The sequence below is a fragment of the Bradyrhizobium sp. 149 genome (assembly GCF_023073915.1).
Taxonomy (GTDB): domain Bacteria; phylum Pseudomonadota; class Alphaproteobacteria; order Rhizobiales; family Xanthobacteraceae; genus Bradyrhizobium.
Genome location: NZ_JADPKK010000022.1, coordinates 1,687,074 through 1,713,382, shown reverse-complemented (window position 1 = coordinate 1,713,382; position 26,309 = coordinate 1,687,074). Strand labels below are relative to the sequence as shown.

Below are 26,309 nucleotides of genomic sequence, written 5' to 3'. Positions count from 1 at the left end.
ACCCGCGAGGAAAGACAATCCGACGTTGAAATTGCGGGTGGCTGATGGCTGAGAAGAAGTGGCACGTGGGCAGCACGCTTCCGATTGCGGTGCAGGCCGTCGTGTGCCTGGCCGCGGCGGTCGCGCCTGCGCGCGCCTTTGCCCTCTCCGACAGCTTCGCCCCTCCAAGCTATCTCGGCGAGCTCAATCCCAACGTGATCTGGGAAGCCCTGATCGCGGGCGTCGTCATCTGCTCGTTCCTCGCCGCGATCGCGCTATGGATCCATTCCTCGCTGCGCCGGACCAGGCGTCTGCAGTTGCGGCGCAATGCCTTCGTTTCCTCCGCGATGAACAATCTCAACCAGGGCGTGGTGATGACGGATGCGCAGCGGCGCATCATCTTCTGCAACGACCGCTATCTCGAGATTTACGGCCTGATGCGGTCGGATCTCTGGACCAACATGACCGGCCCCGACATCCTCGAGCTGCGACGCCAGCGCGGGGTGCTCGGCGGGGCCTCCGACGAGGAGTTCTACGAGAAAGCGGCCAGCCCCAACGGCCTGATCACCGAACTGTCGGACGGGCGGGCCATCCTGGTGAAATATTTCGTGCTGCCCAACGGCGGCTCGGTGGCGACACATCTGGACGTCAGCGAGCAGCGCGGGCTGTCGCGACAGCTCGCTTCCACCAAACAGTTCCTGGGAACATTGCTGGACCACGTGCCGGCCTGCGTGGCTGCGAAGAACATCGAGGATGGCCGCTACATCTTCGCCAACAGCGCCTATGAGCGCTTCTGGGGTTTCTCGCGCGACCATGCCGTCGGCAAGAACGCGCGCGAGCTGTTTGCACCCGTCTCGGCGGACAGCATCGAGGCGACCGACCGTGCGGCACTCGAGTCGCCGGACGGCCAGTTTCGCAACGAATTCGAGGTCGACCGCGCCGGTGAGCGACGCATGGTTGCCTCGATCCGGATCGTTGTTCGCAACGAGAGCAACAAGCCCGAATTCCTGATGCTCGTGTTCGAGGACATCACCGATCGCCGCTCGCTGTCGCAAGAGCTGGAGAGCACGAAGAAGTTCTTGGAACTCGTGGTCGACAACATCCCGGTGGCCCTGATCGTCGAGCAGGTCAGGGACGGCCGCTATCTGCTCGCCAACCGCAGCGCGGAGACGATCCTCAACCGCAGGCGCGAGGAAGCCACCGGCCTGACTGCGTCCGACATCTTCAATCCCAAGGAAGCCAAGCTGATCATCGCGCGCGACGAAGCCGCGATCAAGAAGCGTGGGATGATCACCGAAGAGCACCCGATCTCCACCAAGGATGGCCTGCGGCTGTTCCTCACCCGCCGCGCCACCGTGCTGAACGACGCCGGCGAGCCGCAATATCTGATCAAGACCCACGAGGATGTCACCGATCGCCGGCAGACCGAGTCGCGCATGGCGCACATGGCCTACCACGATGGCCTCACCGATTTGCCGAACCGTGCCGCTTTCCTGCAGGCGTTGACCCAGATGATCGAGGCCTGCGAGGGCACCGGCGAGGAGTTCGCGGTTCTGTGCGTCGATCTCGACGGGCTCAAGGAGGTCAACGACGTCTTCGGTCATGCGCACGGCGACAAGCTTCTGGTCGAGGTGGCCCAGCGGCTCCAGGACTCCGCGCGCGGCGGCGTGGTGGCGCGCCTGTCCGGCGACGAGTTCGGCCTGATCATCGACGGCAAACAGCCTGAGGCGGGTCTCGCGCTGGCGCAGCAAATCGCTGACGCCCTCGCCAAGGAATTCCAGATCGACGGCCGCCCGGTCCGCGCTGGTGTCACCACAGGCATGTCGATCTTCCCGCACAACGGTGCCGACGGCGCCTCGCTGCTCGCCAATGCCGGCGCGGCGCTGTTCCGCGCCAAGCAGAAATCGCGCGGCACGATCAGCCTCTTCCAGCCGGAGATGGATCAGCAGATCCGGGATCGCCGCGTGCTGCATCAGGACCTCTCGATGGCGATCAAGAACGGCGAGCTTTCGCTCGCCTTTCAGCCGCAGGGCGCCGCGGGCCACAGCGTGGCCGAGAGCGAGATCATCGGCTTCGAGGCGCTGGCGCGCTGGCAACATCCCGTGCGCGGCCAGGTCTCCCCGGCCGAATTCATCCCGATCGCGGAGGAAAGCGGCCTGATCGTCGAGATGGGCGAGTGGATCCTGCGCGAGGCCTGCCGCGAGGCGGCGTCCTGGCCGAAGCCGCTCCAGGTTGCAGTCAACCTGTCGCCGGCGCAGTTCATGCACGGCGACGTGGTCGGGCTGGTCCATTCCATCCTGATCGAGACGGGTCTCGCACCCGGCCGGCTCGAGCTCGAGATCACCGAGGGAGTGCTGATCGAGGACTTCGACCGCGGTCTTGCGCTGCTGCGCCGGCTCAAGGCGCTCGGCGTGCGCATCTCCATGGACGATTTCGGCAGCGGTTACTCCTCTCTGAGCTACCTCCAGGCGTTTCCGTTCGACAAGATCAAGATCGACCGCGCCTTCATCATGAATCTTGGCCGCAACCCGCAATCGGCGGCGATCGTGCGCGCGGTGATCGATCTCGGCCATGGCCTGGAAATGTCGATCGTCGCCGAGGGCGTCGAGACGCTCGAACAACTCGCTTTCCTCGCCGAGGAAGGCTGTGACGGCGTGCAGGGCTACCTGCTGGGCAAGCCCCTGCCGATCGGGAAATATGCCGACCTCGTCGGCCGCGCCGACGTCATGGAGCTTGCGCTCAAGACCGGCTAGAGCGTTTTCGAGCGAAGTGAATGGCGGTCGCATCAAGAAAACGCGCCAAACTGGAATCTAGAGCCCCGTTCCGATTTCATCGGACCGGAAATGGCTCTAGAGATGGCGAGCGTTTCGCTCCCATTCGACGGCTTTATGGCGGATTACGATCTTGCGATCATCGGCGGCGGCCTGAACGGTGTCAGCCTCGCGCGCGATGCGGCCGGGCGCGGCCTGCGGGTCATCCTGTTGGAGCAGGGCGATCTGGGCGGCGCAGCGTCCTCGGCAACACCGCGGCTGATCCACGGCGATCTCTCGGTGCTGGAACGGCGCGGCTTCCGGCGGGTGCGCCGGGCGCTTGCCGAGCGCCGGACCTGGCTCCGGATCGCGCCGCATCTGGTCCGGCCGATGCGCTTCGTGATCCCGGCGCATTCCGACGAGCGGCCGCCATGGCTGCTGCGCGTTGGCCTGCTCCTCTACGACAGCCTCACCGGCCGGAGCGGCTTGCCTGCAGCGGCAACCCTCGACATCACGCATCATCCCGTCGGCAACGCACTGAAACGACCGTTCGGCACCGCCTTCGAATATTCCGACTGCGTCGTCGACGATTCCCGCCTGGTGGTGCTCACGGCACTGGATGCGGCAGAGCGCGGCGCCGCGATTAGGACCGGAGCACGGTGCGTGCGTGCCGATCGAACCGACACATGGCGGCTCGCAGTGGTCGACCGCGGCTATCGCCGCACCATCACGGCTCGGGCACTGGTCAACGCCACTGGCGGCTGGACGTCGATAGTCGCGGAGACCGTGCTGCGGCAGCCGCAACCCGCCACCGCGGCGATGCAGATGAGCCAGATCATCGTCCCGCGGCTGTTTGAGTCCGATCATGTCTACGTCTTCCAGAACAGCGATGGCCGGCTGATCTTTGCAAGCCCTTTCGAGCGCGACTTCACGCTGATCGGCACAGTCACGCACGATTTCACCGGCGATCCCGCGATCGTTGCGATGCCGGGGGCCGACGTCAGCTATCTCTGCGAAGCGGCCAGTCGCTATTTCCGCGAGCGTGTCGCGCCGACCGACGTGATGCGTGCGGTCTCCGGCGTCAACCTGACGCTGGCGTCCGCGCGCCGACGCGACGGCACGACGCTGTTCCACGCGCCGCGGCGCAAGGCGCCGCTGATCACGATGTTCGGCGGTGACGTCACCACCTCGCGCCTGCGCGCGGAGCAGGCAGTGACGAAGTTGACGCCGTTCTATCCGATGTCGCCGCCCTGGACCGCAGGCGCGGCGCTACCGGGCGGCGATTTCGCCTGGGATCGTTTCGATACCGAGGTCGATCTTGCGCGTGACCGTTGGCGCTTTCTCGGGGAGACGCAGGCCCAACGCCTCGTCGCCGCCTATGGCTCGCGGCTGTCGGCGGTGCTTGGCGAGGCGGAGACCCCAGACGATCTCGGCCCCGCCTTCGGTCCCGAGCTGACCGGCGCCGAGGTGCGCTACCTCATGACCCACGAATGGGCGCGGTTTCCCGAGGACATCCTCTGGCGCCGCTCGAAGCTCGGCCTCACGATGCCAGCCGAGGAGCGTGATGCGCTGGCTGCGTTCATGGCGGATGCGATTTGAACGAACCGCCCCGAATCGGTTGAGCTAGGGACGATCGGCCGCTAGCGTGCGGCGGGATTGGGTTGGCAGAGAACCATGACTGACGAGTTGCCCAGAACAGGCGCTGCTAAGGATGCGGTCGGAGAGACGCAGTCCGCGGCCGGCGAGCCGCTGCTGCGCATCGAGGGCATCGCCAAGACGTTCGGGACGTTCCGGGCCGTGGATGGCGTGTCGCTCGACATCAAGGCCGGCGAGTTCTTCGCGCTACTCGGGCCGAGCGGCTGCGGCAAGACCACGCTGCTGCGCATGCTCGCCGGTTTCGAAGCGCCGGATGAGGGTCGCATCCTGCTCGGCGGCAAGGACATCGCCCAGGCGCTACCGCATGAGCGGCCGATCAACATGATGTTCCAAAACTACGCGTTGTTTCCGCATTTGTCGGTGCACGACAACATCGCCTTCGGCCTGAAGCGCGCCGGCATGGCGCGCACCGACATTGCCACGCGCGTGGCGGAGATGGTCGCGCTTGTAAAGCTCGACGGACTCGAGAAACGCAAGCCCGACCAGCTCTCGGGCGGCCAGCGCCAGCGCGTGGCCTTGGCGCGCGCACTGGCGCGACGCCCGCGGCTCCTTCTGCTTGATGAGCCGCTCGCAGCGCTCGACAAGAAGCTGCGCGAAAGCACCCAGGGCGAGCTGATGGAGCTTCAGCGACGGCTCGGCATGACCTTCATCATCGTCACCCACGACCAGGAAGAAGCCATGACGATGGCGAGCCGGATCGGCGTGATGAGGGACGGCAAGCTCGCTCAGGTCGCGAGTCCCCGCGAGCTCTACGAGGCGCCACGCTCGCGCTGGATCGCGGAGTTCGTCGGCGACGTCAATCTGTTCGACGGCGAGTTCAAGCTGCGCGACGGTCATCACCTGGTGATCGCCACCCAAGGCGCGGGTACGCTGATGGTCGCCGAGCCACGGGAGCCGGTCGGCGAGGGTCGTTTGTCGGTGGCCATTCGCCCGGAGAAGGTCAAGCTGTCCCGCCGCGGCCCAGTGGGCGAGATCGGCCATGCGGCGGCGATCAACCGCCTTGAGGGCGTGATCGCCGACATCTGCTATCTCGGCGGCACCACCACCTACAAGGTGAAGCTCGGCGCCGGCGGCACGGTGCAGGCTGCAGTCGCCAACAGCGCGCGCCTCGAGGCCGACTCCTACAGCCTGGACCAGCATGTCGTCGCCTGGTTCACGCCCGACGACTGCGTGGTGCTGCCGTCATGAGCGCGCGCCGTATTTTTGCGCGACCGGCTCGCCTTGCCGCCATAGTGCCCTATGTCTGGATGGTGCTGTTCTTCCTGGTGCCGTTCGGCTTCGTGCTGAAGATCAGCCTGTCGCAGACGGCGATCGCGCAGCCGCCTTACGAGCCGGTGTTCGACCTGACGGCGGGTTGGGCGGCGCTGAAACCCGCCTTTGCCGCGCTCTCGATCGACAATTTCAGTCTGCTCGCCTCCGACGATATCTACGTCTTCGCCTATGTGCGCAGCCTCACCGTCGCCGTCACCGCGACCGCGCTGCTGCTCCTGATCGGCTATCCCATCGCCTACGGCATGGCGCGGCTGCCGAAGCGCTGGCAGGCGGTGGCGATGGTGCTGGTGATCGTGCCGTTCTGGACCTCGTTCCTGATCCGCATCTATGCCTGGATCAACATCCTCCAGCATGACGGCCTGCTCAACCAGATCCTGCTGGCACTGCATCTGGTCAGCCAGCCGGTGGTGTGGCTCTCCACCGACAGCGCGATGTATATCGGCATCGTCTATTCCTACCTGCCGTTCATGATCCTGCCGCTCTACGCCACGCTCGCGAAAATGGAGCCCGCACTGGAGGAGGCGGCCTCCGATCTCGGCGCGCCGCCCTGGCAGGTGTTCTGGCTGGTCACCTTCCCGCTGTCGCTTCCCGGCGTCGGCGCCGGCGTGCTGCTGTGCTTCATCCCCATCGTCGGCGAGTTCGTCATTCCCGATCTCTTGGCCGGCTCCAATTCGCTGATGATCGGCCAGACGCTGTGGCTCGAATTCTTCACCAACAAGGATTGGCCGGTGGCCTCCGCCGCGGCCATCGTGCTGCTGATGGTGCTGCTGGTGCCGCTGCTGCTGTACGAACGGCTCCAGAAGCGGCAGCTGGAACAGGGACGGTGAGACGATGCGCAAGATCTCCCGCCTGTCCCGCTTCAACATTGCCTCGCTCGCGCTGGGGCTCGCGTTTCTCTATTTGCCGATCCTCATCCTCGTCATCTATTCCTTCAACGCCTCCCGGCTGGTGACGGTGTGGGGCGGCTGGTCGCTGCGCTGGTATCACGAGCTCTTCAACGACCGCGCCATGATCGAGGCGGCCTGGATGAGCCTGCGGGTCGCGGTCTCCTCGGCGACGATTGCGACCCTGCTCGGCACGCTTGCCGCGGTGGCGCTGTCGCGCGGCGAACGCTTTCGCGGCCGGACGCTGTTCTCCGGCATGCTCTATGCGCCGCTGGTGATGCCGGAAGTGATCGCCGGATTGTCGCTGCTGTTGCTGTTCGTGGCGCTGAACGCCGAGCGTGGCTTCTGGACGGTGACGATCGCACACACCACGCTGACGATGTGCTTCGTCGCCGTCGTCGTGCAGTCCCGCCTCAGCTCACTTGACCGCTCATTGGAAGAGGCCGCGATGGACCTCGGCTGCGACCCGCTGCGCGCATTTGTGGCCGTGACGCTGCCGCTGATCGCGCCGTCGATCGTCGCGGGCTGGATGCTCGCCTTCACGCTGTCGCTCGACGATCTCGTCATCGCGAGCTTCACCACCGGCCCCGGATCGGCGACGCTGCCGATCCGGATCTATTCAGAGGTGCGGCTCGGTGTGAAGCCCGAGATCAACGCCATCTGCACGTTGGTGATCGCTCTGATCGCGATGGTCATCGTGATCGCCTCGCTCGCCTCGAAACTGTCGAGCTCGCAGGGCGAGAGCGCGGCGCCGCTGTGAGCCTCGGCGTCATTGCGAGGAGCTCGCGACAAAATTGCGAAGCAATTTTGCGCTGATGCGACAAAGCAATCCGGATTGTCTCAGCGGAAGGATTCTGAATTGCTTCGCTTCGCTCGCAATGACGGGAGGCCGCTAGGACTTCACCGCGCCCGCCGTGAGCCCGCCCACCATGTAGCGGCGGAAGGCGTAGTAGATTGCGGCCGGCGGCAGCGCGTAGATGAAGCCGGTCGTCATCAACAGCTCCCACGGCGAGTCGTCGGCGGCGAGGAAGTTGCCGAGCGCGACGGGGAGGGTGATCTCGCGGTCGTTCGAGAGCAGCAGGAACGCGTAGAGATATTCGTTCCAGGCGAGCAGCACCGCATAGGTGCCGATCGCGACCAACGAGGGCATCATCAGCGGCAAATAGACCAAGCGGAAGATCTGGAGGGTCGTCGCGCCGTCCATCACGGCGGCCTCGTCCAGCTCGACCGGCAGCTTGTCGGAAGCCTGCTTGAGCACCCAGATCGCGTAAGGGCTGGCGATCGTCACCATCGCCAGGATCAGCGACCAATGATTGTTGAGCAGGCCGTAATTGCCCATGGTGCGGTACATCGGCACCGCGAGGAACGCCGCCGGGATGAAGTAGGTGAACAGCGCCAGGTTCATCACGATGCGCCCCCCGGGCACGCGCAGCCGCGAGATCGAGAACGCCGCCGCGGTCGCGATCACCAGTGTCAGCACGCCGACGGACGCCGCGATCACCAGCGAATTCCAGAACTGCACGTAGAAGTCGCGCAGGAAATAATGCTGCTGCTTGAACACGATTTCGAAGTTGTGCAGCGTCGGGTGATCCGGCCACAGCTTGCCCGAGAACGCGTCCTCCTTCGGCGAGATCGCGAACAGGAACATGTGATAGATCGGGATCATCGTCCAGATGAAGACGGGAATGCCGATCAGCAGCAACCGCGATTCGGTCGCGACTTCGCGCAGGGAGGGAAGCTTCATCGCGACAACCGTTTCATCATGAAGTACATCAGTGGCAGGACGAACGGTATCGCGCAGACGATGGAGGCCATCGCCAGCGAGAGCTGGTCGAGCCGGAGATAGCGGATGCCGAGCGTCGACAACACGTGAGTGAGGTCGGCCGGGCCGCCGCCGGTGAGCAGATAGACGCTGTTGAAGTCGCCGAGCGTCCAGATCATCGAGAGCAGCGTGCAGGTGATGTAGAGCGTCTGCATCGACGGCCACGTGATGTAGCGGAATTTCTGCCACCAGCTCGCGCCGTCGACCTCGGCGGCCTCGAACAGATCGTGCGCAATCGCAAGGCGCCCTGTCATCAGGATCAGCGTCCAGAACGGCAGCGACTTCCAGATGTGGACGCCGATTGCCATGGTCAGCGCCACGGTCGGGTCGTTCAGCCAGTTCGGACCGTCGTCGCCAGTCAAATTGAAGATGAGATGGTTGACCATGCCCCATTCGGGATTGAGCATGAAGCGCACCGACAGGATGGTCGGGATCGACGGCACAGCCCACGGCAGGATGAATACCACGGAGAGCCATTTGATCCAGGTGCGCTGCTGCGCGAAAAAGCCGGACAAAAACAGCGCGATCAGCATCTTGATGTTGATGCCGATGACCAGGAAGATCAGCGTGTTGACGGCGGCGCGCGCGAAGATCGGGTCGTTATAGAGCGCGACATAATTCGACGGGGCCCGCGCCAGCCATAGCCCGTAACCGACGGGGTAGACGACGAAGGCAAGGAAAACGAGCAAATAGGGTGCGAGCAGCGCGATGCCCCAAATTTGCGGCGGGGTCAGCCGCGACGACAAGGGCGGTGCGGGGATCGACTGATCGCCAGAGAGCGTAATCGCCATTCTTTTCGGACTCTTCAAAGAGTTGCCGGCCGCGAAACGCGGCCGGTGTTGTTCTTATACCTTCCCCCGCAGATCGGGGAGAGGGGATGATGAGTTAACCCGCGACCTGCTTGATGCGGGCGATCAGTTCGTCGACGGCCTTGTCGACCGGAACCTTCTCGCTCACCACCCGGTTCATCGCCTTGGCCCACACGTTCTCGTTGTTGAGGATCGTGAACTTCCAGTTCTTGGTGAAGTCGAACGCGGCGGTGCCGCCGATGAACTGGTTATAGACGGCCTTGCGGTGCTTGTCGGCCTGCCAGAACGGGCTGGCCTGGCTTTCCTTCGTCACCGGGAACCAGCGGCCGAGCGCGCCCTCGATATAGGGGCGGACGTTGTCTTCCTGGAGCAGGAAGCTGATGAACTGCTTGGCCTCGGCCTTGTTCTTGGCCGCGGTGAACACCAGCCCGGTCTTGACGTCGGAGCGGTAGCGGATGGTCGAACCATCCGGCGCCTTGGGGAAGGACGCCGTGACGATGTCCTGCTCATAGGCCTTCTTGCCGGCCTCGCGCTGTTCGGGCGTGAGTGCCTGGTTCTGGGAATCCTCGAACCATTTCGCCGCGATCGAGATCGTGAAGTTGTGAGTCATCACGATTGTCTTGTTGTGGAAGGCGACGTTGTTGTCCGGATCCTTCCAGGTCGTGGAGGACGGCGGCGTGCAGCCCTTGATGTAGGTGTCGGTGTAGTCCTTCAGCGCCTTGATCAGGTTCTCGCGGACCTTGGGATCGTCGACCGTGAGCTTGCCGTCGTCGTCGACCAGCTTGACATGGTAGGCGTCCATGAAGGTGTAGAACGACTGGAAGGCGTCGGTGGATTCCACGCCCATCGGCTGGCCGACGCCATAGATGCGCTGGCTGGTGGCTTTACGGATCCCCGGCTGCACCTTGTCGCACCAGAACGTCCAGTAGCCTTCCCAGTCGGTCGGGATGTCGGCAAGCTTGAAGCCGGCCTTCTCCAGCATGTCGTTCCAGATCTCGACATGCATGCTCTGCTGCTTCAGCGGGAAGCCGTAATAGGCTTTCTTCTTGGTGACGTCATTGTAGAGGATCGATGCATCCAGCGTGTTCTGGACGAACCGGCCCTTGATCGGCTCCATGACGTCCGTGAGGTCCTCGAGCTTGCCCTCATAGGCCCACTTGCCCTGCGCCTGCACGTCATAGGAATCGGAATAGGCGACATCCGGCACGGTGCCGGCATCGAGCGCGGCGACCGTCTTCGGAATCATGTCCTGGATCGCGTACTGCGACAATTCGACCTTGATGCCGGTCTTGGCTTCGAACTTCTTGATCGTCTCGATCAGCGCGTCGTCTTCGGAGCGGTAGAAGCCCTTGCCCCACCAGACCGTAATCGTCTTCTGCTGCGCAAATGCGGGTGCAGCGGCTGCGAACAGCCCGGCCGCAGCGACCGCCAGTGATACTGCGCCAATAACCTTGGATTTCACGTTTTTCTCCCTCAAACGGCCGGTGTTTTTAACCGGTCGTATAAAACACTAGCGCATGGCCGTGGTACGATCTAGCGGCTTGTTGTCAGACATAGGTCGTGGGGGATAGGCCTGTGGAGATGCTTAATCTGCGCATCGATCCAATCGCCGCATCAATTCACCCTGATCAATTCGCGCCTGTCGGCTGGTGCCGCCTGATCCCTGCCCTCAGTTGGACTTCGCGCCTTCCTTGGCGTTCTCCGCCGTCGGCGCTTCGCCCGGTGCGGGACGTTTTCCGCTGCCGGTGATGCGCTCGATAGCCGAGCGCACCGCGTCGCCCGCCTTGCGGTCCTTCAGCATGTCGAGCAGGGGCGCGGAGGCCGGCGAGCGGCGGATCAGGCTTTCCGGATCGGGAAAGACCAGGGGATCATCCCAGGGGCCCTGCACCACGAAGGGCAATTCGAACCCCGACGCGCTGTTGAGGCTGGCCACGCCCTTCATGTCGTATTCGCGCGCCGGCACCGAGGCGGTGCCGGTCATCGTGATCTTCGCCGCAGGTCCTTCGACGCGGATGTCCTCGGCGGTGGCGACGCCGTCGGAGAACTTCACCGCGATGGTGAGCTTGTCGTAAGGGGTGGAGCCGTTGCGGAAATTGCCGCCGCCGGACAGCGGCCGCCGCTCCAGCCGCTTCAGGAGCTGCTCGGCATTGAAGCCCGAAATCGCGCCGTCGTGTCCGGTCACGGTGGCGCTGCCGTCGAGCGACTGTACGAGGCCGAACGGGCTCGAGCCGGACGCGAGGAGCGAGACGTTGATGTTGCCGCGGCCGGACAGCTTGTTGAGCCCGAACAGCTCAGAGGCGCAGGCCTGAAGATCGACGTCGGTGAACTGGAATTGCGCCTTGATGTCGGCGACCGTGTCGGAGCGCGCGATGCCGAACGAGCCCTTGGCGATGCCGCCATAGACCTGGGCCTCGCCGACCGAGAGCGCCAGCGTGCCGTTGCGCAAATTGGCGCCGATCGCGGTGCGGCCGAGCTTGGTCGAGCCGACCGTCAGCTTGGCCGCCGACAGACGCATGTCGAGGTCGGTGGTCGACAGGGCGTTGAGATCGAACAGCTGCCTGTTCCAGTCGCGCGCGCCGCTCGCGAGCAGGCGGAAGGTGGAGATATAAGGTGTGAAGTCGAGTACATCGGCTGCGAGCGTCGCCTGCAGCGTCTGCCGGCCGTTATTGGCGTAGGTCATCACGCCCTCGGCGGCGTTGCCGTCGAGCTCGACATTGACGTTGGTGAGCGCGATCGAGGCGCCGACGACATTGGCGCGCGCCTTCAGTGCGAAACGGCCGAAGCCGCCGCTGGCGGGCTGCGGCTGGCCGGTCCAGCGTAGCGCGTTGCGCAAGGACGGGCTGTCGATGGTGAGCGTGCCCTCCATCATCGGGCTGGTGCGGTTGGCGACGCTGCCGTCGAAGGCGAGCTTGAGCGGTGCGCTCGCGATCCGCGCCTTCAACCCCGAACGCTCGCCGGAGAGGGCGGCGACGAAATCGGCAAAGCTGATCGAGCCGTCGACCCGTTCGCCGCGCCAGTCGAACTGCCCGGTCGCGGCGAAGGAGCGCGAAATCGAGGGCCAGGCCAGCGACAGGTCGATGTCCTCGAACTTCTCGGTGCCGTGCGTGGCAGCGTCCTCGTAATTGAGCACGCCGTCCTGGATCCGGATCTCCGAGAACGACACCTGATTCTCGGCGCCGGGCTTCATGGTGCGCGCGATGGTCTGGATGAACGGCGTCCAGTTGCTTTCGCCGTCCGGCTTCAGGCTGACATGGATGCGCGGCCGCAGCAGCGTCAGGTCGGCGATCTCGAACCGCTGCAGCAGCAGCGGCAGCAGCCGCAGGTTCGCGGTGAGCACGTCGACATGGAGCGCGGGATCGCTGGTGCCGCCGCCCTTCAGGCCGACGTCATGGAAGGAGATGTAGCTGGCCGGCAGCACCGAAATGTCGATCGCGCCCGCGACATTGACCTCGAGCCCGGTGACGTCGCGGATCTGCGTTTCCACCGCCTTGCGCAGCGCGTCGCGGTTGATGAGCCATGAGGTCGCGATCAGGGCGATCAGCACGACGCCGAGCAGCGCCGCGATCGGCGTCCCGAGGCGCTTCATTCCTTGGGCCATGGTCAATGGCATGTCCTGATCGGGTTGGTCGCTGGAGCCGGAAGGGCGGGCCGGGAAACCTGCGCGCCCCACGCCCAAGCCCTATGTTGTTAAGTGCCGCAACTTGATGGGTTTTCTTGTCGCTTTCAAGGCCACGGGAACGGTTGCGCCCACGACTTGGGCAGCTTCTATCACCCACGGGCGGAGCGGAGAACCCCGTATCATTGACGGCTTCGGACGATTTCGCCTAATAATCGCCGCCAATAAGGCACGACGCCTGCAAGCCGAAGGTTCAGTCGAGGTTTTTTGCATGAACAAGGTCTATCCCGACGCCAAGTCGGCTCTCGAGGGCGTTCTGAAAGACAACATGATGATCATGTCGGGCGGCTTCGGCCTCTGCGGCATCGCCGAGGCGTTGTCGGATGCGATCCGCGACTCCGGCGTCAAGGGCCTGACGGTGGTCTCCAACAACGCCGGCGTCGACGGCATCGGGCTGAGCCGCCTGCTGGAAACCCGCCAGATCAAGAAGATGATCTCGTCCTATGTCGGCGAAAACAAGCTGTTCGCCCAGCAATTCCTCGCCGGCGAGCTGGAGCTCGAATTCAATCCGCAGGGCACGCTGGCCGAGCGCATCCGCGCGGGCGGCGCCGGCATTCCGGCCTTCTATACCAAGACCGGCGTCGGCACGCTGATCGCCGAGGGCAAGGAAGTGAAGGAATTCGACGGGCAGAAGTACCTGATGGAGCGCGGCCTGTTCGCCGACCTCGCCATCGTCCACGCCTGGAAGGGCGACACTGCCGGCAACCTCATCTACCGCAAGACCGCGCGCAACTTTAACCCGATGATGGCGACCGCCGCCAAGGTCACGGTAGCCGAGGTCGAGCATCTGGTTCCGGCCGGCGAGCTCAATCCCGACCACATCCACACGCCCGGTCTTTTCGTCAAGCGCATCGTCGAGGTCGGAACGGCCAAGAAGCGCATCGAATTCCGCAACACCCGCCCGCGCACGGCAGCTTGAGATCAGGAGAGCGATATGGCCTGGACCCGTGAACAGATGGCTGCGCGCGCCGCGAAGGAACTGCGTGACGGCTATTACGTCAATCTCGGCATCGGCATTCCGACGCTGGTCTCGAACTACATCCCGGACGGCATGGACGTCAGCCTTCAGAGCGAGAACGGCATGCTCGGCATGGGCCCGTTCCCCTATGAGGGCGAAGAGGACGCCGATTTGATCAACGCCGGCAAGCAGACCGTGAGCGAGCTGCCGTCGACCTCGTATTTCTCGAGCGCGGATTCTTTCGGCATGATCCGCGGCGGCCACATGGACCTGTCGATCCTCGGCGCCATGCAGGTGGCCCAGAACGGCGATCTCGCCAACTGGATGATCCCCGGCAAGATGGTCAAGGGCATGGGCGGCGCGATGGATCTCGTCGCCGGCGTCAAACGCGTGGTCGTGGTGATGGAGCATTCGGCCAAGGACGGTCCGAAGCTCCTGAAGCAATGCAATTTGCCGCTGACCGGCGAGCGCGTGGTCGACATGGTCGTGACCGATTTGGCCGTCTTCACCATCGACAAGCATGGCAGCGGCGGCATGGCGCTGATCGAGCTCGCCGACGGCGTCTCGCTCGACGAGGTCAAGGCCAAGACCGAAGCCGAATTCCGCGTCGCGCTGAAGAACACGTAGGGTCTTCGCAAAGGGGGCGCGCATGACGATACGGTCTGCGCGTCCCGAAGACGCCGTTTTCATCGCACAAACCATTCTGTCATCGCAGCGCGGCTACCGGCCGCGCGGCTGGTTCGATGTTGCGCTCGGTTGGCCTGAAACACAGTGCCGCGATTTCATCGTGCGCGTCGCAGCCGCCCGCGCGGTGTCGATGTGGCACGTCTCGCAATTCCTGGTCGCCGAGATCGATGGCAAGCCTGCTGCCGCCTTGTGTGCGCTACCGGCGGCCGGCACGGGGCTCGCGGCCTGGCGTGCGATCGAGGAAGTCGCCGCCGCGGCCGGGCTCGCCGCGGCAGAGCTGGAGGCCATCCGTCAACGCGGCGCCTACGCGCGCGCCTGCTGGGTTCAGGGCGGCGAGGGCGACTGGATGATCGAGTATGTCGCGACCGATCCCGCCTATCGCGGCCGCGGCCTGGTGCAGTCACTGATCGCCCATGCGCTCGAAAAGGGGCGGGCGGCTGGATACGCCCGGGCGACAATATCGTTCCTGATCGGCAACGAGCCCGCCGAGCGCGCCTACGCCAAGGCCGGTTTTTTCTTTTCCGAAGAGAAGCGTGATCCCGCCTTCGAGGCAATCATCGGCGCACCGGGCTTTCGCATGTTTGTGCGGGCGATCTGAATTCCCGTGTCGTCCTGGCGAAGGCCATGACGCTTGCAGAGCGCCTATGACTTGATCTGCTTCGCCACTCGGCCTCGACGTGCTCAAGCGCCCGCGCATGGCCATGACGGTCGACGCGATCGCCGGGCGTATGCATCCGAGCGCATACGCGGCCGAGGGCTCGCGCCGGCATCCTGAAGAAGGCCGGCGCCAAGAACGCAACCGATCTGCTCGCCCGTATCTTCGGCCAAGGTTCGCCCACGCAGGTCTCGGCCTGCATCATCTGAAGGCTCTCGCCGTGGGACGCCGACACGTTCCGCGGCCATGGTGCCGCCGCAGCTGCGCCCCACGGAAACCCCAATCGAACCGGTTCCTTCCCCGCCGCGTCTCATCACATGGCGCGGCATCTTTTCGCGCGTCCGGCTGGCGGCGCGGCGATATCGGCAGGGAGGAAATTTATGCGCATCATCGCAAAATATCTGGCGACGACGAGTCTGGTCCTGGTGACCAATGCGGCCGCGTTGCCGTCATGGGCCGCCGATATCGACGCCACATCGGCTATCGACACCGTCACCGTCTATCCCGATGGCGCCACCGTCACCCGTGTCATCGCGCTGGACCTTGCCTCCGGCGACAGCACGCTGGTCGCCAGGGATTTTCCGCTTTCGCTCGACCCGTCCTCACTTCGCGTCGAAGGCGAGGCGGGCGCCAAGCTGACCATCGGCACCATCGATGCGCGGCCCCCGCGTGCCGCGCCGCCCGTCAACCTGTCCGAACTCGACAAGCGCATCGAAACGCTCAAGGACGAGCGCTCCGATTTGCAGGGAGCAATCGATGCGGCGGTCGCGCGGCGCAAATTCGCTCAGCGGTTTGCCGAAGCGTCCCCTGCCGGCCTCGGCGAGAAAGGCGAGGCCCGTCCGATCACTGAATGGCGGGCGGCCTTTGGCGCGGTCGGTGAGGAGATCGCGACCGCCGACACCGCGATCCGAGATGCAACGCGAAAACAGCGCGAGATCGATCGCCAGATCGCGCAGCTCGAAGCCGAGCGCTCGGCCAAGCCGCCGAACAAGCTCGAGGTGCGGATCGACGTCGCTTCGGCGGCTGCGACCAAGGCAACGCTGCGGGTCACTTATGCTGTTCGTAACGCGCGCTGGCTGCCGCTCTATGACGCCCGGCTCGACACCGGCGCCAAGGACCGCAAGCCGCAAGTCGAGCTGGTCCGCCGCGCCGAGGTCACGCAATCGACCGGCGAGGACTGGTCGAACGTCGCGCTCGGCGTTTCCACGGTTCGGATCGGTCGTGGCGGCAGCGCGCCGGAGTTGAATTCGCTGGTTGCACAATATCCGCAGGTCCCGAAGCCGCGGGCATTGGGTTCAGTCTCTGATACGGCAATGCCTGCAGCGGCACCGATGCAGCGAAAGGTGGAATCTCTCGCGGCCAAGGTGGCCGATGATATCCGCGAGCGCGCCGACGAACAGCAGGCGGTTGCCGAAATCGGCGATTTCCAGGCCACCTTCCGGATTCCCGGCCGCGTCAGCCTCGGCGCCGCCGAGGGTGCCAAGAGCCTGCGCATCACTTCAATGAACGTGCCCGCCGATCTCATGGTGCGCGCGGCACCCGTGATGGATCCGACCGCCTTCCTCGAAGCGAGCTTCAAGCAGACCGATGACGCGACACTGCTGCCGGGCAAGCTCGCGATCTATCGCGACGGCGTCTTCGTCGGCCGCGGCAAGCTCTCGGCTTCGGCCAAGGATGACATCGTGCGGCTCGGCTTCGGCGCCGACGACAAGATCAAGGTCGAGCGCGCCGTGCTCAAGCGCAACGAGGGTTCGGCCGGTCTCCTGGTGACAACGTCGAAGACCGACGAGCGCGCTTTCAAGACCACCGTACGCAATGGTCACGACTTCCCGATCAAGGTCGCGATCGAGGATCAGCTGCCGGTCAGCGAGAACGAGGACATTATCGTCGAGATGCTTCCCGCGACGACGCCGGCGACCGCAAGCAACATCCGCGACCGGCGAGGTGTGCTGGAATGGTCGTTCGATGCCAGGCCCGGTGAGGTCAAGGACATCAACTTCGCCTGGCGCATTCGCTGGCCGAAGGACAAGAGCATGGTGATCGTGCCGGCCGGCTAAATTCCCGCAACAGGCGCCGCCGCCCGCATCGATTGCGGCAGCACGTAAGGTACGCCGTCGTCAGCCTGACGGACGACGGCGTCGATCTCGAAAATATTGCGGATGGTCTCGCTTGTGACGACGTCGGCGCGCCGGCCGTCGGCGGCGAGCCGGCCGCGGTTCAGCACGATTAACCGGTCGGCAAATCGGATTGCCAGGTTGAGGTCGTGCAGGATCGCGATGACGGCGGTGCCATTCGCAGCGCGGCGGCGCGCGGCTTCGACGAGGTCGATCTGGTGACGCAAGTCGAGGCTCGAGGTCGGCTCGTCCAGCAGCAGAAGGCCCGGTCCATGCTCGGCCTCGCCGCAGGCGAGCTGCACCAGCACGCGGGCGAATTGGGCGCGCTGCTGCTCGCCGCCTGATAGCGTCGGCAATTGCCGTTCGCGAAATTGCGTAAGGCCAACCTCGTCCAGCGCGGCATCGACGAGTGGACCGGCATCGCGCAGGCTGCGGTCGCCAGCGCCCATCAGCACGATCTCCTCGACCGTGAAGGGAAAGCTGACGTTGATGTGCTGGGACAACATCGTGCGGCGCGCGGCGAGCTCGCGCGGCGTATAGCTGCGGAGATCGCGCTGCTTCAGCCGCACCTCGCCTTCGCTCGGGCGGAGGTCGCCGGAGAGCAGCCGCAGCAGCGTCGATTTGCCGGCGCCGTTCGGACCGATGATGGCGACCATCTCGCCGGCTCCCACATTCAGGCCGACGCCATCGAGCAGCGTCGCGCGGCCGGCGCGCTTGCCTAAAGCGCGTGCTTCGATCACGGCGCTCATAGCGAGGCGAACCCGCGCTGCCGCAGCAGGATCCCTAAGAAGACCGGGGCGCCGACCGCGGCGGTCAAAATTCCGATCGGCATCTCCGCGGGCGCCACGATGGTGCGCGCCAGCGTGTCGGCGCCGACCATCAGGATCGCGCCGAGCAGCACCGAGGCCGGCAGCAGTAGGCGGTGCGTCGGGCCGATGACGAGGCGCAACAGATGCGGCACGACGATGCCAACAAAGCCGATGACGCCGCTGATCGACACCGCGACGCCGGTCATGGCGGAGACCATGACGATCGAGATCCGCTTCAGGCGCTCGACGTCGACGCCGCCATGAAAGGCGTCGGCCTCGCCGAGCACCAACAGATCGAGCCCGCGCGCAATATACGCGCAGGCCGCGAGCCCGATGACCAGGATGGGCGCGAGCACGGCGACCTTGGTCCAGGTCACGCCGCTCATCGAGCCCAGCAGCCAGAAGGTGATGTCGCGGAGCTGGCGGTCATCGGCGACGAACACCAGCAGGCCGATGCTGGCATTGGCGATCGCGGTGATGGCGACGCCGGCGAGCAGGAAGATCGCGATCGAGGTCCGCCCCGAGCGGCTGGAGATGCCGTAGAGGATCGCGGTCGTGACCAGCGATCCCGCGAAAGCCGCAAGCGGCAACAGCTCGGTCTGGAGGAAACGCAGCGTCTCGCCTAAGCGTGAATCGGTGAAGACGATCGCACTTGCAGCCGCGAGCGCGCCGCCGCTGGAGACGCCGACCAGCGCGGGATCGGCGAGCGGATTGCGGAACAGGCCCTGCATGATCGCGCCGGCGGCGGCGAGCAGGCCGCCGACCATCGCGGTCGCCGCGATCCGGGGGATGCGGATCGACCACAGCACGAGCTGGTCGCGGGCGGTCATGGCATCGGCGGCTGCGTTGCCGGCAAAGCCGAGCGCGGCAGGCAGCCGCGAGAGGGGAATGCCGGCCGCGCCGACGGTCAACGCAACGATCGCCGTGATCATGAGCGCTGCGAGGAGCAAAGGAAGCGCGACCGACGTGAATTTGCGACCCTTGCTGGCGCCTTGCCCGGTGCCGCGCACCCCGGTTCCGATCGCGACACTCATTGCCGGCAGTTCGCCGCCGCCAAGGCCGACGTGAACGTGCCGCCCTGGTCGGCCAATTCAGGATAGAGCTTGACGGAGAGATCACGCGCCGCCGCCGCGGTGCGCGGGCCGAAGCCGAGAAGATAGAGCCCGTCCATCGTGATAAAACTCTTGTTGGCCGCGACCGGCGTCAACGCAAAGCCCGGATGGGCAAGGATCGCGTCGGCCTGGAGAGAATCCTTGCCGCGCTCGATCGACAGCACGACATCGGGTTTCGCCGCTACGATCGCTTCGTCGCCGATGATCTTGTAGCCGTCGTAATCGTCGACGGCGTTGGCGGCGCCCGCGAGCTGGATGATCTCGTCGGCTGCGGTCTTGTGACCGGCGACCATGGCGCGTCCGTTCTGGAGCGACATCACGAACATCACGCGGACCGGCTTCGTCACCTTGGCACGCAGTGCGCGCAGCTGCGCGAGATCGGCGCCGACCGCGACGCTCAGGCATTCGGCACGCGCGTCGACGCCCATGGCGTGTCCGACCAATTTGATCTTCTCGATCAGTCCGTCCTCGGTGAACGTCTCCGGCACCAGCACCAGCGGCACCTTCGCCGTCTCCAGCAGGTCCATGGTCTCGCGCGGACCCGACCCCTGGATCGCAAGGATCAGCGTGGGGTTGAGGCCGAGCACGCCTTCGGCCGAAATCTGGCGCATGTAGCCGACATTGGGTTTGTCGTGCAGCGCCGCTGCCGGATAGAGGCTGGTGGTGTCGACACCGACCAAGCGGCTCTCGAGCCCGAGCGCATAGAGAATCTCGGTGATGGCGCCGCCGATCGAGACCGTCCGCGCGAAGTCGGCGACGGCGACATCGCGGTTGCGCGCGTCATTGACGGTGATACCGGCCGCATGCGCGCTGGACGCGAGCGCGATCGTGCCGGAGAGCAGGAGGTTCGTGAGGATGCGACAAAATGTCATTGCAGGTTACTTCGTCAGGATCAGCTTGTTCTGCGAGGTCAAACGCAGGCGATAATTGTCCTCGCCATGCGCGATGATGATCTCGCGCTCGGCCGCAAAGAGCTCGCGGCTGTCGATCCGGCTCCCGCGCATGGTCAAAGTTCTCGTTGTTGCAGAAGGGCTTTGTGTCGGCCCTGCCGCATCGGCGCCGCTGTCTCCGGACCTTGCTGACATGATAAGTGCGATGCGCCTTCGAATTTCAGATGCGTCCTGCTTGTATAGGCGGCGTGAAGCGCTTTCCAACGACGACGATTTACAATCGATATAAACTGCAGCCTGATGTCATTGACCGTCGAAGTGTTGCCACGTAACCAAATATGGCAGCGGACAGCTTGTCCGCGTCTTGTGAAAATCAGCCAGCCAGTCGTTCGCGTTGCGAACGCACGCCAGCCAAAAGACTCCAAAAAGTGAAGTGCAGGCTGGGGCTGATATGGCTGACGGGGCTAGGTATTCGCGCGCCCTTATTTTGGGCGCGTCGGTGGTTTCAATTGCGGCATTGGTGACGGAGAGCGGTCTTGCGCAGACTGCTCCGACGCAAGCCGAAAGTGTGTCGCCCGAGCGGCCGAAACAGGCAAAACGCAAGCAGGCCAAGCCGCCGGTCGCGCAGCAGGCGGCGCCCGATGTCATGAATGCCCGCGCCCAGACCGGCGGTACCGCGCCGGTGCAGACGCTCGACACCATCACGGTCGCGGCAACCAAGACTCCGGAGCGCGCAATCGATGCGCTCGCACCGGTCAGCTCCGTTTCGCTCGACAAGATCCAGGGTCTCCAGCCAAACCGGCTGTCGGATGTCTTCTATGCCGTGCCCGGCGTGTCGTTCCAGGAGCGCGGCGACGATCCCGCGACCGTCATCAACGTCCGTGGCCTGCAGGATTTCGGGCGCGTCGCCGTGGTCGTCGACGGGGCGCGGCAGAACTACCAGCGCACCGGGCACAACGCCAACGGCTCGTTCTTCCTCGATCCTGAATTGATCGGCGGCGTCGATGTCGTGCGCGGTCCGACCGCCAACATCTACGGCTCCGGTGCGATCGGCGGCCTTGTCTCGTTCCGCACCAAGGATATCGAAGACGTGCTGCGCCCCGGCGAGCGCTGGGGCCTCGATCTCTCCGGCTCGTACGGCTCCAACAACAACCGCGGCCTTGGTTCGGTATTCGGCGGTGTACGCGCCACGCCTGATGTCGATATCTTTGGCGGTGCGGTCTACCGCACGCAGGGCAATTACAAGGACGGCAACGGCACCGAGATCGGCAACACCGGCAACCAGGTCGAGAGCGGCCTGATGAAGCTCACGGTGCGTCCCGCCCTCGGCCACGAGGTCAAGTTCGGTGCCATCTTCCAGGACTATCAATACGATATCGGCCAGTTCAACAGGGGCGCGACGACAACCCCTGCGTTGGTCGCCTTGAATCGCGGTTCGTCGGTCTATGCGTCCGATGCCAAGAACTACACCGGCACCATCACCTGGAACTATGCGTTGCCGAGCGACAATCTGTTCGACTGGCATATGTCGGTCTACGGCAATCGCACTGATAACGACCAGACCAAGGCCTATCACTATGGCACCACGCCGTCGGCCTATTGCAACGGCGGCTTCGGTAACAACGTCTCTGGCTGCGTCGGCGACAAGCGCGGCTATGTCCTCAATACCTACGGCGTCGATGCCAACAACACCACGCGCTTCAATGTCGGCGACTGGCGCAATGCGCTGACTTACGGCGTTGACGCATTCCAGGACGACGTCGTCACGACCGACAGCCGCGGTAACTCCAACATCACCACGCCAAGCGGCATCCGCACCGTGTCGGGCGGCTTCCTGCAACTGAAGCAGAACTACGGCACTTGGTTCGAGGCGGTGAGCGCAATTCGTTATGACCGTTATAATCTGCAGTCAGGCAATACCAGCACCGGTGGCGACCGCTTTTCGCCGAAGATCACCCTTGGCGTCACGCCGGTGGCCGGCTTCCAACCTTATGTCAGCTACGCCGAAGGCTATCGCGCCCCATCGATCACAGAAACCGTGATCTCGGGCGCGCATGCGACCGGCGGCGGACCGGCCTTCTTTCCCTGCCCCGACGGGACCAGCGGCCTGTTCTGCTTCCTGCCCAACCCGAACCTTCGTCCCGAGGTCGGCAAGAACAAGGAAGTCGGCTTCAATCTGAAATATGACGGCATCTTCGCCGCGTCCGACTCGTTCCGCGGCAAGATCAACCTGTTCCGCAATGACGTCAGCGACTACATCGACCTTGTTCCTTCGACGCCGGTTGCGACGCCGTTCGGTTTACTCAGCCAGTACTACCAGTACCAGAACATCGCGCAGGCCCGCATCCAGGGCTTCGAGGCGGAGACCATGTACGACGCCGGCAACTGGTTCGTCGGTGTCGCCGGGCACTACATCCAGGGCAAGAACGCCGCGACCAATGTCGGGCTTGCGACCATCACCCCGCGCAAGGTCGTCACCACCGGCGGCGTCCGCCTGCTCGATCGCTCCCTGATCCTGACGGCGCAGTGGGCCTCGTTCGGTCCCAACAACGACGTGCCCGCCGGCTATCTGCCCGCGACCGGATACGAGTTGGTCAACCTGTACCTGACCTACAACGCGACCAGAGACATCGTGTTCTCGGCCTCGATCGACAACCTCTTGAACCAGTACTACCGGCCCTACGCCATTCCCGGCAGCTCGACCGACGGCACCACGCAGAACGACGTGCTGTGGTCGAGCCCGGGGCCGGGCAGGGTCTACAAGGCCGGCCTGAAGATCCACTTTGGAGGTGCGTAAGCCGCAGGGCGTCGCCACACCCTCAATATCCGCCGGACCGCGCTGATGCTCCAGCGCGGCTCCGCCGCGTTTTCGTCTTGATGAGAAGGAGAGACTTATATGTTTATCGCCATGAATCGCTTCCAGGTGAAGAAGGGCGCGGAGACTGCGTTCGAAACCGTCTGGGCCACCCGCGAATCCTATCTCGGCAGCATGCCGGGCTTCGTCGAATTTCATCTCTTGAAGGGCCCTGAGGCCGAGGACCACACGCTCTATTCCTCGCACACCAGCTGGGTCGACAAGGCGGCGTTCGAGGCCTGGACGCGCTCGGACCAATTTCGCCGTGCTCATGCCCGCGCCGACAATCCGACCGGTGAGAGCCTCTATCTCGGCCATCCCAAGTTCGAAGGCTTCGAGGTGATCCAGAGCGAGCGCAAGGCCGCGGCTGCGTGAGCAGCCGGGCACCAAAGGAGCCGGACATGCTGAGCACCGATCTCGCCGATCTCAAGGCGTATATGGCGGACAATCCCGGCGCGGTGATCGAGGACGTCGCGCGCGAGCGCAAGGTCACGCCGCGCGTGGTGATCGAGGCGCTGCCACCGTTGATGGTTCGAATGGGTGGCGGCGAGCATTTCGCCGCCGTCATGCAGGACATCGCACAATGGGGCGAGGTGACGCTGATCGTGCATACGGAGGACGCGATCTTCGAATTCACGGGCGCAATTCCCGCGGGCGAGATCGGCCGCGGCTATTTCAACCTGATGCAGCCGAAGGGCCTGCACGGCCATCTCCGCCATGAGCGCTGCGCGGCTCTTGCTTTCGTCGAGCGTCCGTTCATGGGCAAGACTTCCGCTTTCGTCGCCTTCGTCAATGCCGACGGCGGCATCATGTTCAAGGTCTTCGTCGGCCGCGACGAGACCCGGGCGCTGCGCGCGGACCAACTTGTGCGATTCCGGCAGCTTGCGGAGCGCACAGCCGCAAAGCCGGCGGCGTAGCTTTCTCTGTCTGTCGGGAGATCAGGAATGCAAGGCAGTTCCAGGCTTCGGCACGCGATCGTAACAATAGCGCTGGCGCTTGCGCCGACGCCGGCCTTCGCGATCGACGAGGCGCTGTTGCCGCGCAATTTGTCGCCCTGGGGCATGTTCCTCGGTGCCGACATCGTCGTGAAGACGGTGATGGTGGGGCTCGCCGTCGCCTCGCTGATGACGTGGACGGTCTGGCTCGCCAAGACCATCGAGCTACGGCGCAAGGGAGCACTCGCCTTGCAGCGGACGCGCGCGCTCGAGGGCAATATGAAGCTGAGCGATGTGGCGGAACAGACCGGCGATGCGCATGACGCGGTCGCCCAGCTCATCCAGTCCTGCGCGAAGGAAGCAGGGCTCTCCGGCGGCATCCTCGACGACGGCCTTCAGGAGCGCGTGGCGTTGCGGCTGGAGCGGGTCGAAGCCGCGATGTCGCGGCAGATCGCGCGCGGCACCGGCGTGCTTGCGACCATCGGCGCCACGGCGCCGTTCGTCGGCCTGTTCGGCACGGTCTGGGGCATCATGAATTCCTTCATCGGCATCTCCGAGAGCCACACCACGAGTCTCGCGGTGGTCGCGCCCGGCATCGCGGAAGCGCTGCTCGCGACCGCGCTCGGCCTCGTCGCCGCGATTCCGGCGGTCGTGATCTACAATCACCTCGTCCGCGGCATCGCCAATTACCGTGCGCTGCTGGGCGATGCCTCGGCGCAGCTCATGCTGCTGGTGAGCCGGCAGCGCGACCACAGAGAGTTCCGCATGGCGCGAGCGGCGGAGTAGGCCATGGCGGCGAAGCTCGGCGCACGTTCGGGATCGCCGCTCAAGCGCGGCGACCCGGGTGATCTCGACGTCACCCATGAGATCAACGTCACGCCGTTCATCGACGTGATGCTGGTGCTCCTGATCATCTTCATGGTGGCCGCCCCACTTGCCACCGTCGATGTCGGCGTCGAGCTGCCGGCCACCGCGGCAGAGCCGGCGCCGCGGCCGGACAAGCCGGTCTTCCTCACGGTGAAGCCGGATCTCTCGATCGCGGTCGGCGAGGACGTCGTCGCCCGCGATGCGCTCGGCACCTCGCTCAATGCCGCCACCAAGGGCCGCAAGGAGGAGCGGATTTATCTGCGCGCCGACAAGGCCGTCTCCTATGGCGACCTGATGGAGGTGATGAACACCTTGCGCAACGCCGGCTATTTGAAGGTCGCGCTGGTCGGCCTCGACGGACGCAGCTGATGGCGGTGAACGCCTTTGCCCTGCACGAGCCACTCGGCGAGCGCGAGGGCGCACGATGGGGCGCATCGGCAGCGGTGATCGTGGCGTTGCACGTCGCGGCCGCGCTTCTTGCCATGAGCTGGCTCAGGTCGCAGCCCGAGCAGGGCGTCAGCCTGCCGGCGATCATGATCGACATGGCGCCGGTGACCTCGGCGCCGCAATCCGTGCAGGACGAGATAGCGCCGGGACCGGTGATGCAGGAGGCGGACGCCTCCCCGCCGGAGCCGCTGCAGCGGCAGGCCATCGAGGAGACCATCGCACCGACGCTGCGGCAGCAGAAGCCCGACGTCGTCGCGCCGCCGGAGCAGAAGCTCAAGCCGACACCGGCGACGCCCGAGCCGGCGAAGATTGTGCCGGTCGAAAAGCCTGCGCCGGCGAAGCCGAAGCTGGTCCGTCGCGAGGCCAGGAAGCCATCGGAGGCGATGCCTGCGCCGCGCACCAGCGCTCCGCCGCGCGCCGAACGCGAGGCGCCGATGGCATCCGCGATGAGCGCCGGCGCGGTGGCCTCCGTGATCGCATCCTATAATCAGCGCGTCCGCGCGCATTTGATGCGCTTCCACCAGTATCCGTCCGGCGGTGGCGGCCAGCGCGGCATTGCGAGGCTCAGCTTCACGGTCAGCCGTAGCGGGCAGGTCACGGGAAGCCGGCTCAGTGGCTCGTCCGGTGTTGCCGCGTTTGACGCCCAGGCCATGTCGATGGTCCGTCAGGCCTCGCCGTTTCCGCCGATCCCGGACGAGATCAAGAGCGGCTCGATGCGTTTTTCGATCCCGGTGGAGTTTACGGTCAGATAGTCCTTCCGCTGTCATGCCCGCCACCCGGCTACGCCAGGCGTTGCCGACGATGATATGGGCTTCGGCGACACGATGGACGATCTCGATGGTCAAGAACGGGAAGGTGTAGACGCCGTCATTGAGCGGCTTCTTCGCCTTCTTGTCCCATCACCGTGCCGAGCGCGTCGACGCGCTTGCCGGTGGCGTTATCCGCCGTAACACGGCTTGCCGGCCATCTGCATTGCGCGGCTGCACCGCGGAAGATTTTTGGTCTGTGGTTGCTTGCTGCTCTTCTTGGTTGCAGTCGAGGTTCCGGTCTGGGCCTGTGCGCTGGACGCAGCGGGGACGAGAAACAGAACTGCGATGACGGTCAACGCCAATGTCTTCATGTCAAATGCTCCA

At 64.8% G+C, this 26,309-nt stretch carries 23 protein-coding genes; 15 read left to right on the top strand and 8 right to left on the bottom strand.

The window, feature by feature from the left end; genetic code table 11:
- The first annotated feature begins 44 nt into the window (after positions 1–44).
- From IVA88_RS25915 to IVA88_RS25895, 5 genes are all read left to right on the top strand, one after another.
- Complete coding sequence (locus IVA88_RS25915; protein ID WP_247499985.1) at positions 45–2,732, top strand: EAL domain-containing protein; 2,688 nt, start codon at positions 45–47, stop codon at positions 2,730–2,732.
- 135 nt (positions 2,733–2,867) lie between these two features.
- Positions 2,868–4,328: a glycerol-3-phosphate dehydrogenase gene (locus IVA88_RS25910; protein ID WP_247500413.1), complete on the top strand. Its 1,461-nt coding sequence runs from the start codon at positions 2,868–2,870 to the stop codon at positions 4,326–4,328.
- A gap of 75 nt (positions 4,329–4,403) precedes the next feature.
- A complete protein-coding gene (locus IVA88_RS25905) occupies positions 4,404–5,573 on the top strand; it encodes an ABC transporter ATP-binding protein (RefSeq protein ID WP_247499984.1) in 1,170 nt (389 codons plus the stop codon).
- Positions 5,570–6,484 (top strand): ABC transporter permease, encoded by a 915-nt coding sequence (locus IVA88_RS25900; RefSeq protein ID WP_247499983.1) that lies wholly within the window; start codon positions 5,570–5,572, stop codon positions 6,482–6,484. Before IVA88_RS25905 ends, IVA88_RS25900 begins: the two co-directional genes overlap by 4 nt.
- A gap of 4 nt (positions 6,485–6,488) precedes the next feature.
- Positions 6,489–7,301 carry an ABC transporter permease subunit gene (locus IVA88_RS25895; protein ID WP_247499982.1) on the top strand — a complete coding sequence of 271 codons (813 nt, stop codon included), beginning with the start codon at positions 6,489–6,491 and terminating at the stop codon, positions 7,299–7,301.
- A 132-nt stretch (positions 7,302–7,433) separates the two neighbouring features.
- On the opposite strand, the gene IVA88_RS25890 is transcribed toward IVA88_RS25895, so the two are convergent.
- The 4 genes from IVA88_RS25890 to IVA88_RS25875 all read right to left on the bottom strand — a co-directional run bounded on the left by IVA88_RS25890 (position 7,434) and on the right by IVA88_RS25875 (position 12,770).
- The gene (locus tag IVA88_RS25890; RefSeq protein ID WP_247499981.1) at positions 7,434–8,285 is read right to left on the bottom strand and encodes a carbohydrate ABC transporter permease; all 852 of its coding nucleotides are present in this window, start codon (positions 8,283–8,285) and stop codon (positions 7,434–7,436) included.
- Positions 8,282–9,154, bottom strand: coding sequence for a sugar ABC transporter permease (locus IVA88_RS25885; protein WP_247499980.1), 873 nt, complete (start codon positions 9,152–9,154; stop codon positions 8,282–8,284). The genes IVA88_RS25890 and IVA88_RS25885 overlap by 4 nt, the downstream gene beginning before the upstream one ends.
- A gap of 94 nt (positions 9,155–9,248) precedes the next feature.
- Positions 9,249–10,634, bottom strand: a complete 1,386-nt coding sequence (locus tag IVA88_RS25880; RefSeq protein ID WP_247499979.1) for an ABC transporter substrate-binding protein — start codon at positions 10,632–10,634, stop codon at positions 9,249–9,251.
- Between the two features lie 207 nt (positions 10,635–10,841).
- The gene (locus IVA88_RS25875) at positions 10,842–12,770 is read right to left on the bottom strand and encodes an AsmA family protein (protein WP_247499978.1); all 1,929 of its coding nucleotides are present in this window, start codon (positions 12,768–12,770) and stop codon (positions 10,842–10,844) included.
- A 289-nt stretch (positions 12,771–13,059) separates the two neighbouring features.
- Here IVA88_RS25875 and IVA88_RS25870 point away from each other — a divergent pair, with 289 nt between their 5' ends.
- From IVA88_RS25870 to IVA88_RS25855, 4 genes are all read left to right on the top strand, one after another.
- On the top strand, positions 13,060–13,767 hold the full coding sequence (locus tag IVA88_RS25870; RefSeq protein ID WP_247499977.1) for a CoA transferase subunit A: 708 nt from the start codon (positions 13,060–13,062) through the stop codon (positions 13,765–13,767).
- Positions 13,768–13,782: 15 nt separating this feature from the next.
- Positions 13,783–14,433, top strand: coding sequence for a CoA transferase subunit B (locus tag IVA88_RS25865; RefSeq protein ID WP_007596236.1), 651 nt, complete (start codon positions 13,783–13,785; stop codon positions 14,431–14,433).
- 22 nt (positions 14,434–14,455) lie between these two features.
- On the top strand, positions 14,456–15,091 hold the full coding sequence (locus IVA88_RS25860) for a GNAT family N-acetyltransferase (protein ID WP_247499976.1): 636 nt from the start codon (positions 14,456–14,458) through the stop codon (positions 15,089–15,091).
- Positions 15,092–15,528: 437 nt separating this feature from the next.
- On the top strand, positions 15,529–17,205 hold the full coding sequence (locus IVA88_RS25855; RefSeq protein ID WP_247499975.1) for a mucoidy inhibitor MuiA family protein: 1,677 nt from the start codon (positions 15,529–15,531) through the stop codon (positions 17,203–17,205).
- Here the strand turns inward: IVA88_RS25855 and IVA88_RS25850 are convergent.
- Genes IVA88_RS25850 through IVA88_RS25835 form a run of 4 tightly spaced genes read right to left on the bottom strand, consistent with a single transcriptional unit; the run spans position 17,202 to position 20,268 of the window.
- Positions 17,202–18,011: a heme ABC transporter ATP-binding protein gene (locus tag IVA88_RS25850; protein ID WP_247499974.1), complete on the bottom strand. Its 810-nt coding sequence runs from the start codon at positions 18,009–18,011 to the stop codon at positions 17,202–17,204. The two genes, IVA88_RS25855 and IVA88_RS25850, sit on opposite strands and share 4 nt — an antisense overlap.
- On the bottom strand, positions 18,008–19,105 hold the full coding sequence (locus IVA88_RS25845; protein ID WP_247499973.1) for an iron ABC transporter permease: 1,098 nt from the start codon (positions 19,103–19,105) through the stop codon (positions 18,008–18,010). The genes IVA88_RS25850 and IVA88_RS25845 overlap by 4 nt, the downstream gene beginning before the upstream one ends.
- Positions 19,102–20,055, bottom strand: a complete 954-nt coding sequence (locus IVA88_RS25840; RefSeq protein WP_247499972.1) for a hemin ABC transporter substrate-binding protein — start codon at positions 20,053–20,055, stop codon at positions 19,102–19,104. The genes IVA88_RS25845 and IVA88_RS25840 overlap by 4 nt, the downstream gene beginning before the upstream one ends.
- Before the next feature lie 6 nt (positions 20,056–20,061).
- Positions 20,062–20,268 (bottom strand): hemin uptake protein HemP, encoded by a 207-nt coding sequence (locus IVA88_RS25835; RefSeq protein WP_247499971.1) that lies wholly within the window; start codon positions 20,266–20,268, stop codon positions 20,062–20,064.
- Between the two features lie 256 nt (positions 20,269–20,524).
- Here IVA88_RS25835 and IVA88_RS25830 point away from each other — a divergent pair, with 256 nt between their 5' ends.
- From IVA88_RS25830 to IVA88_RS25805, 6 genes are all read left to right on the top strand, one after another.
- Positions 20,525–22,870, top strand: coding sequence for a TonB-dependent hemoglobin/transferrin/lactoferrin family receptor (locus IVA88_RS25830; RefSeq protein WP_247499970.1), 2,346 nt, complete (start codon positions 20,525–20,527; stop codon positions 22,868–22,870).
- Positions 22,871–22,969: 99 nt separating this feature from the next.
- Positions 22,970–23,302: an antibiotic biosynthesis monooxygenase gene (locus tag IVA88_RS25825; RefSeq protein ID WP_247499969.1), complete on the top strand. Its 333-nt coding sequence runs from the start codon at positions 22,970–22,972 to the stop codon at positions 23,300–23,302.
- A gap of 26 nt (positions 23,303–23,328) precedes the next feature.
- A complete protein-coding gene (gene hutX, locus IVA88_RS25820; RefSeq protein WP_247499967.1) occupies positions 23,329–23,844 on the top strand; it encodes a heme utilization cystosolic carrier protein HutX in 516 nt (171 codons plus the stop codon).
- A gap of 27 nt (positions 23,845–23,871) precedes the next feature.
- Positions 23,872–24,648: a tonB-system energizer ExbB gene (gene exbB / locus IVA88_RS25815; protein WP_247499966.1), complete on the top strand. Its 777-nt coding sequence runs from the start codon at positions 23,872–23,874 to the stop codon at positions 24,646–24,648.
- 3 nt (positions 24,649–24,651) lie between these two features.
- Positions 24,652–25,098 (top strand): TonB system transport protein ExbD, encoded by a 447-nt coding sequence (gene exbD / locus IVA88_RS25810; protein WP_247499965.1) that lies wholly within the window; start codon positions 24,652–24,654, stop codon positions 25,096–25,098.
- Positions 25,098–25,928: an energy transducer TonB gene (locus tag IVA88_RS25805; RefSeq protein ID WP_247499964.1), complete on the top strand. Its 831-nt coding sequence runs from the start codon at positions 25,098–25,100 to the stop codon at positions 25,926–25,928. Before exbD ends, IVA88_RS25805 begins: the two co-directional genes overlap by 1 nt.
- The last annotated feature ends 381 nt before the right edge of the window (positions 25,929–26,309 follow it).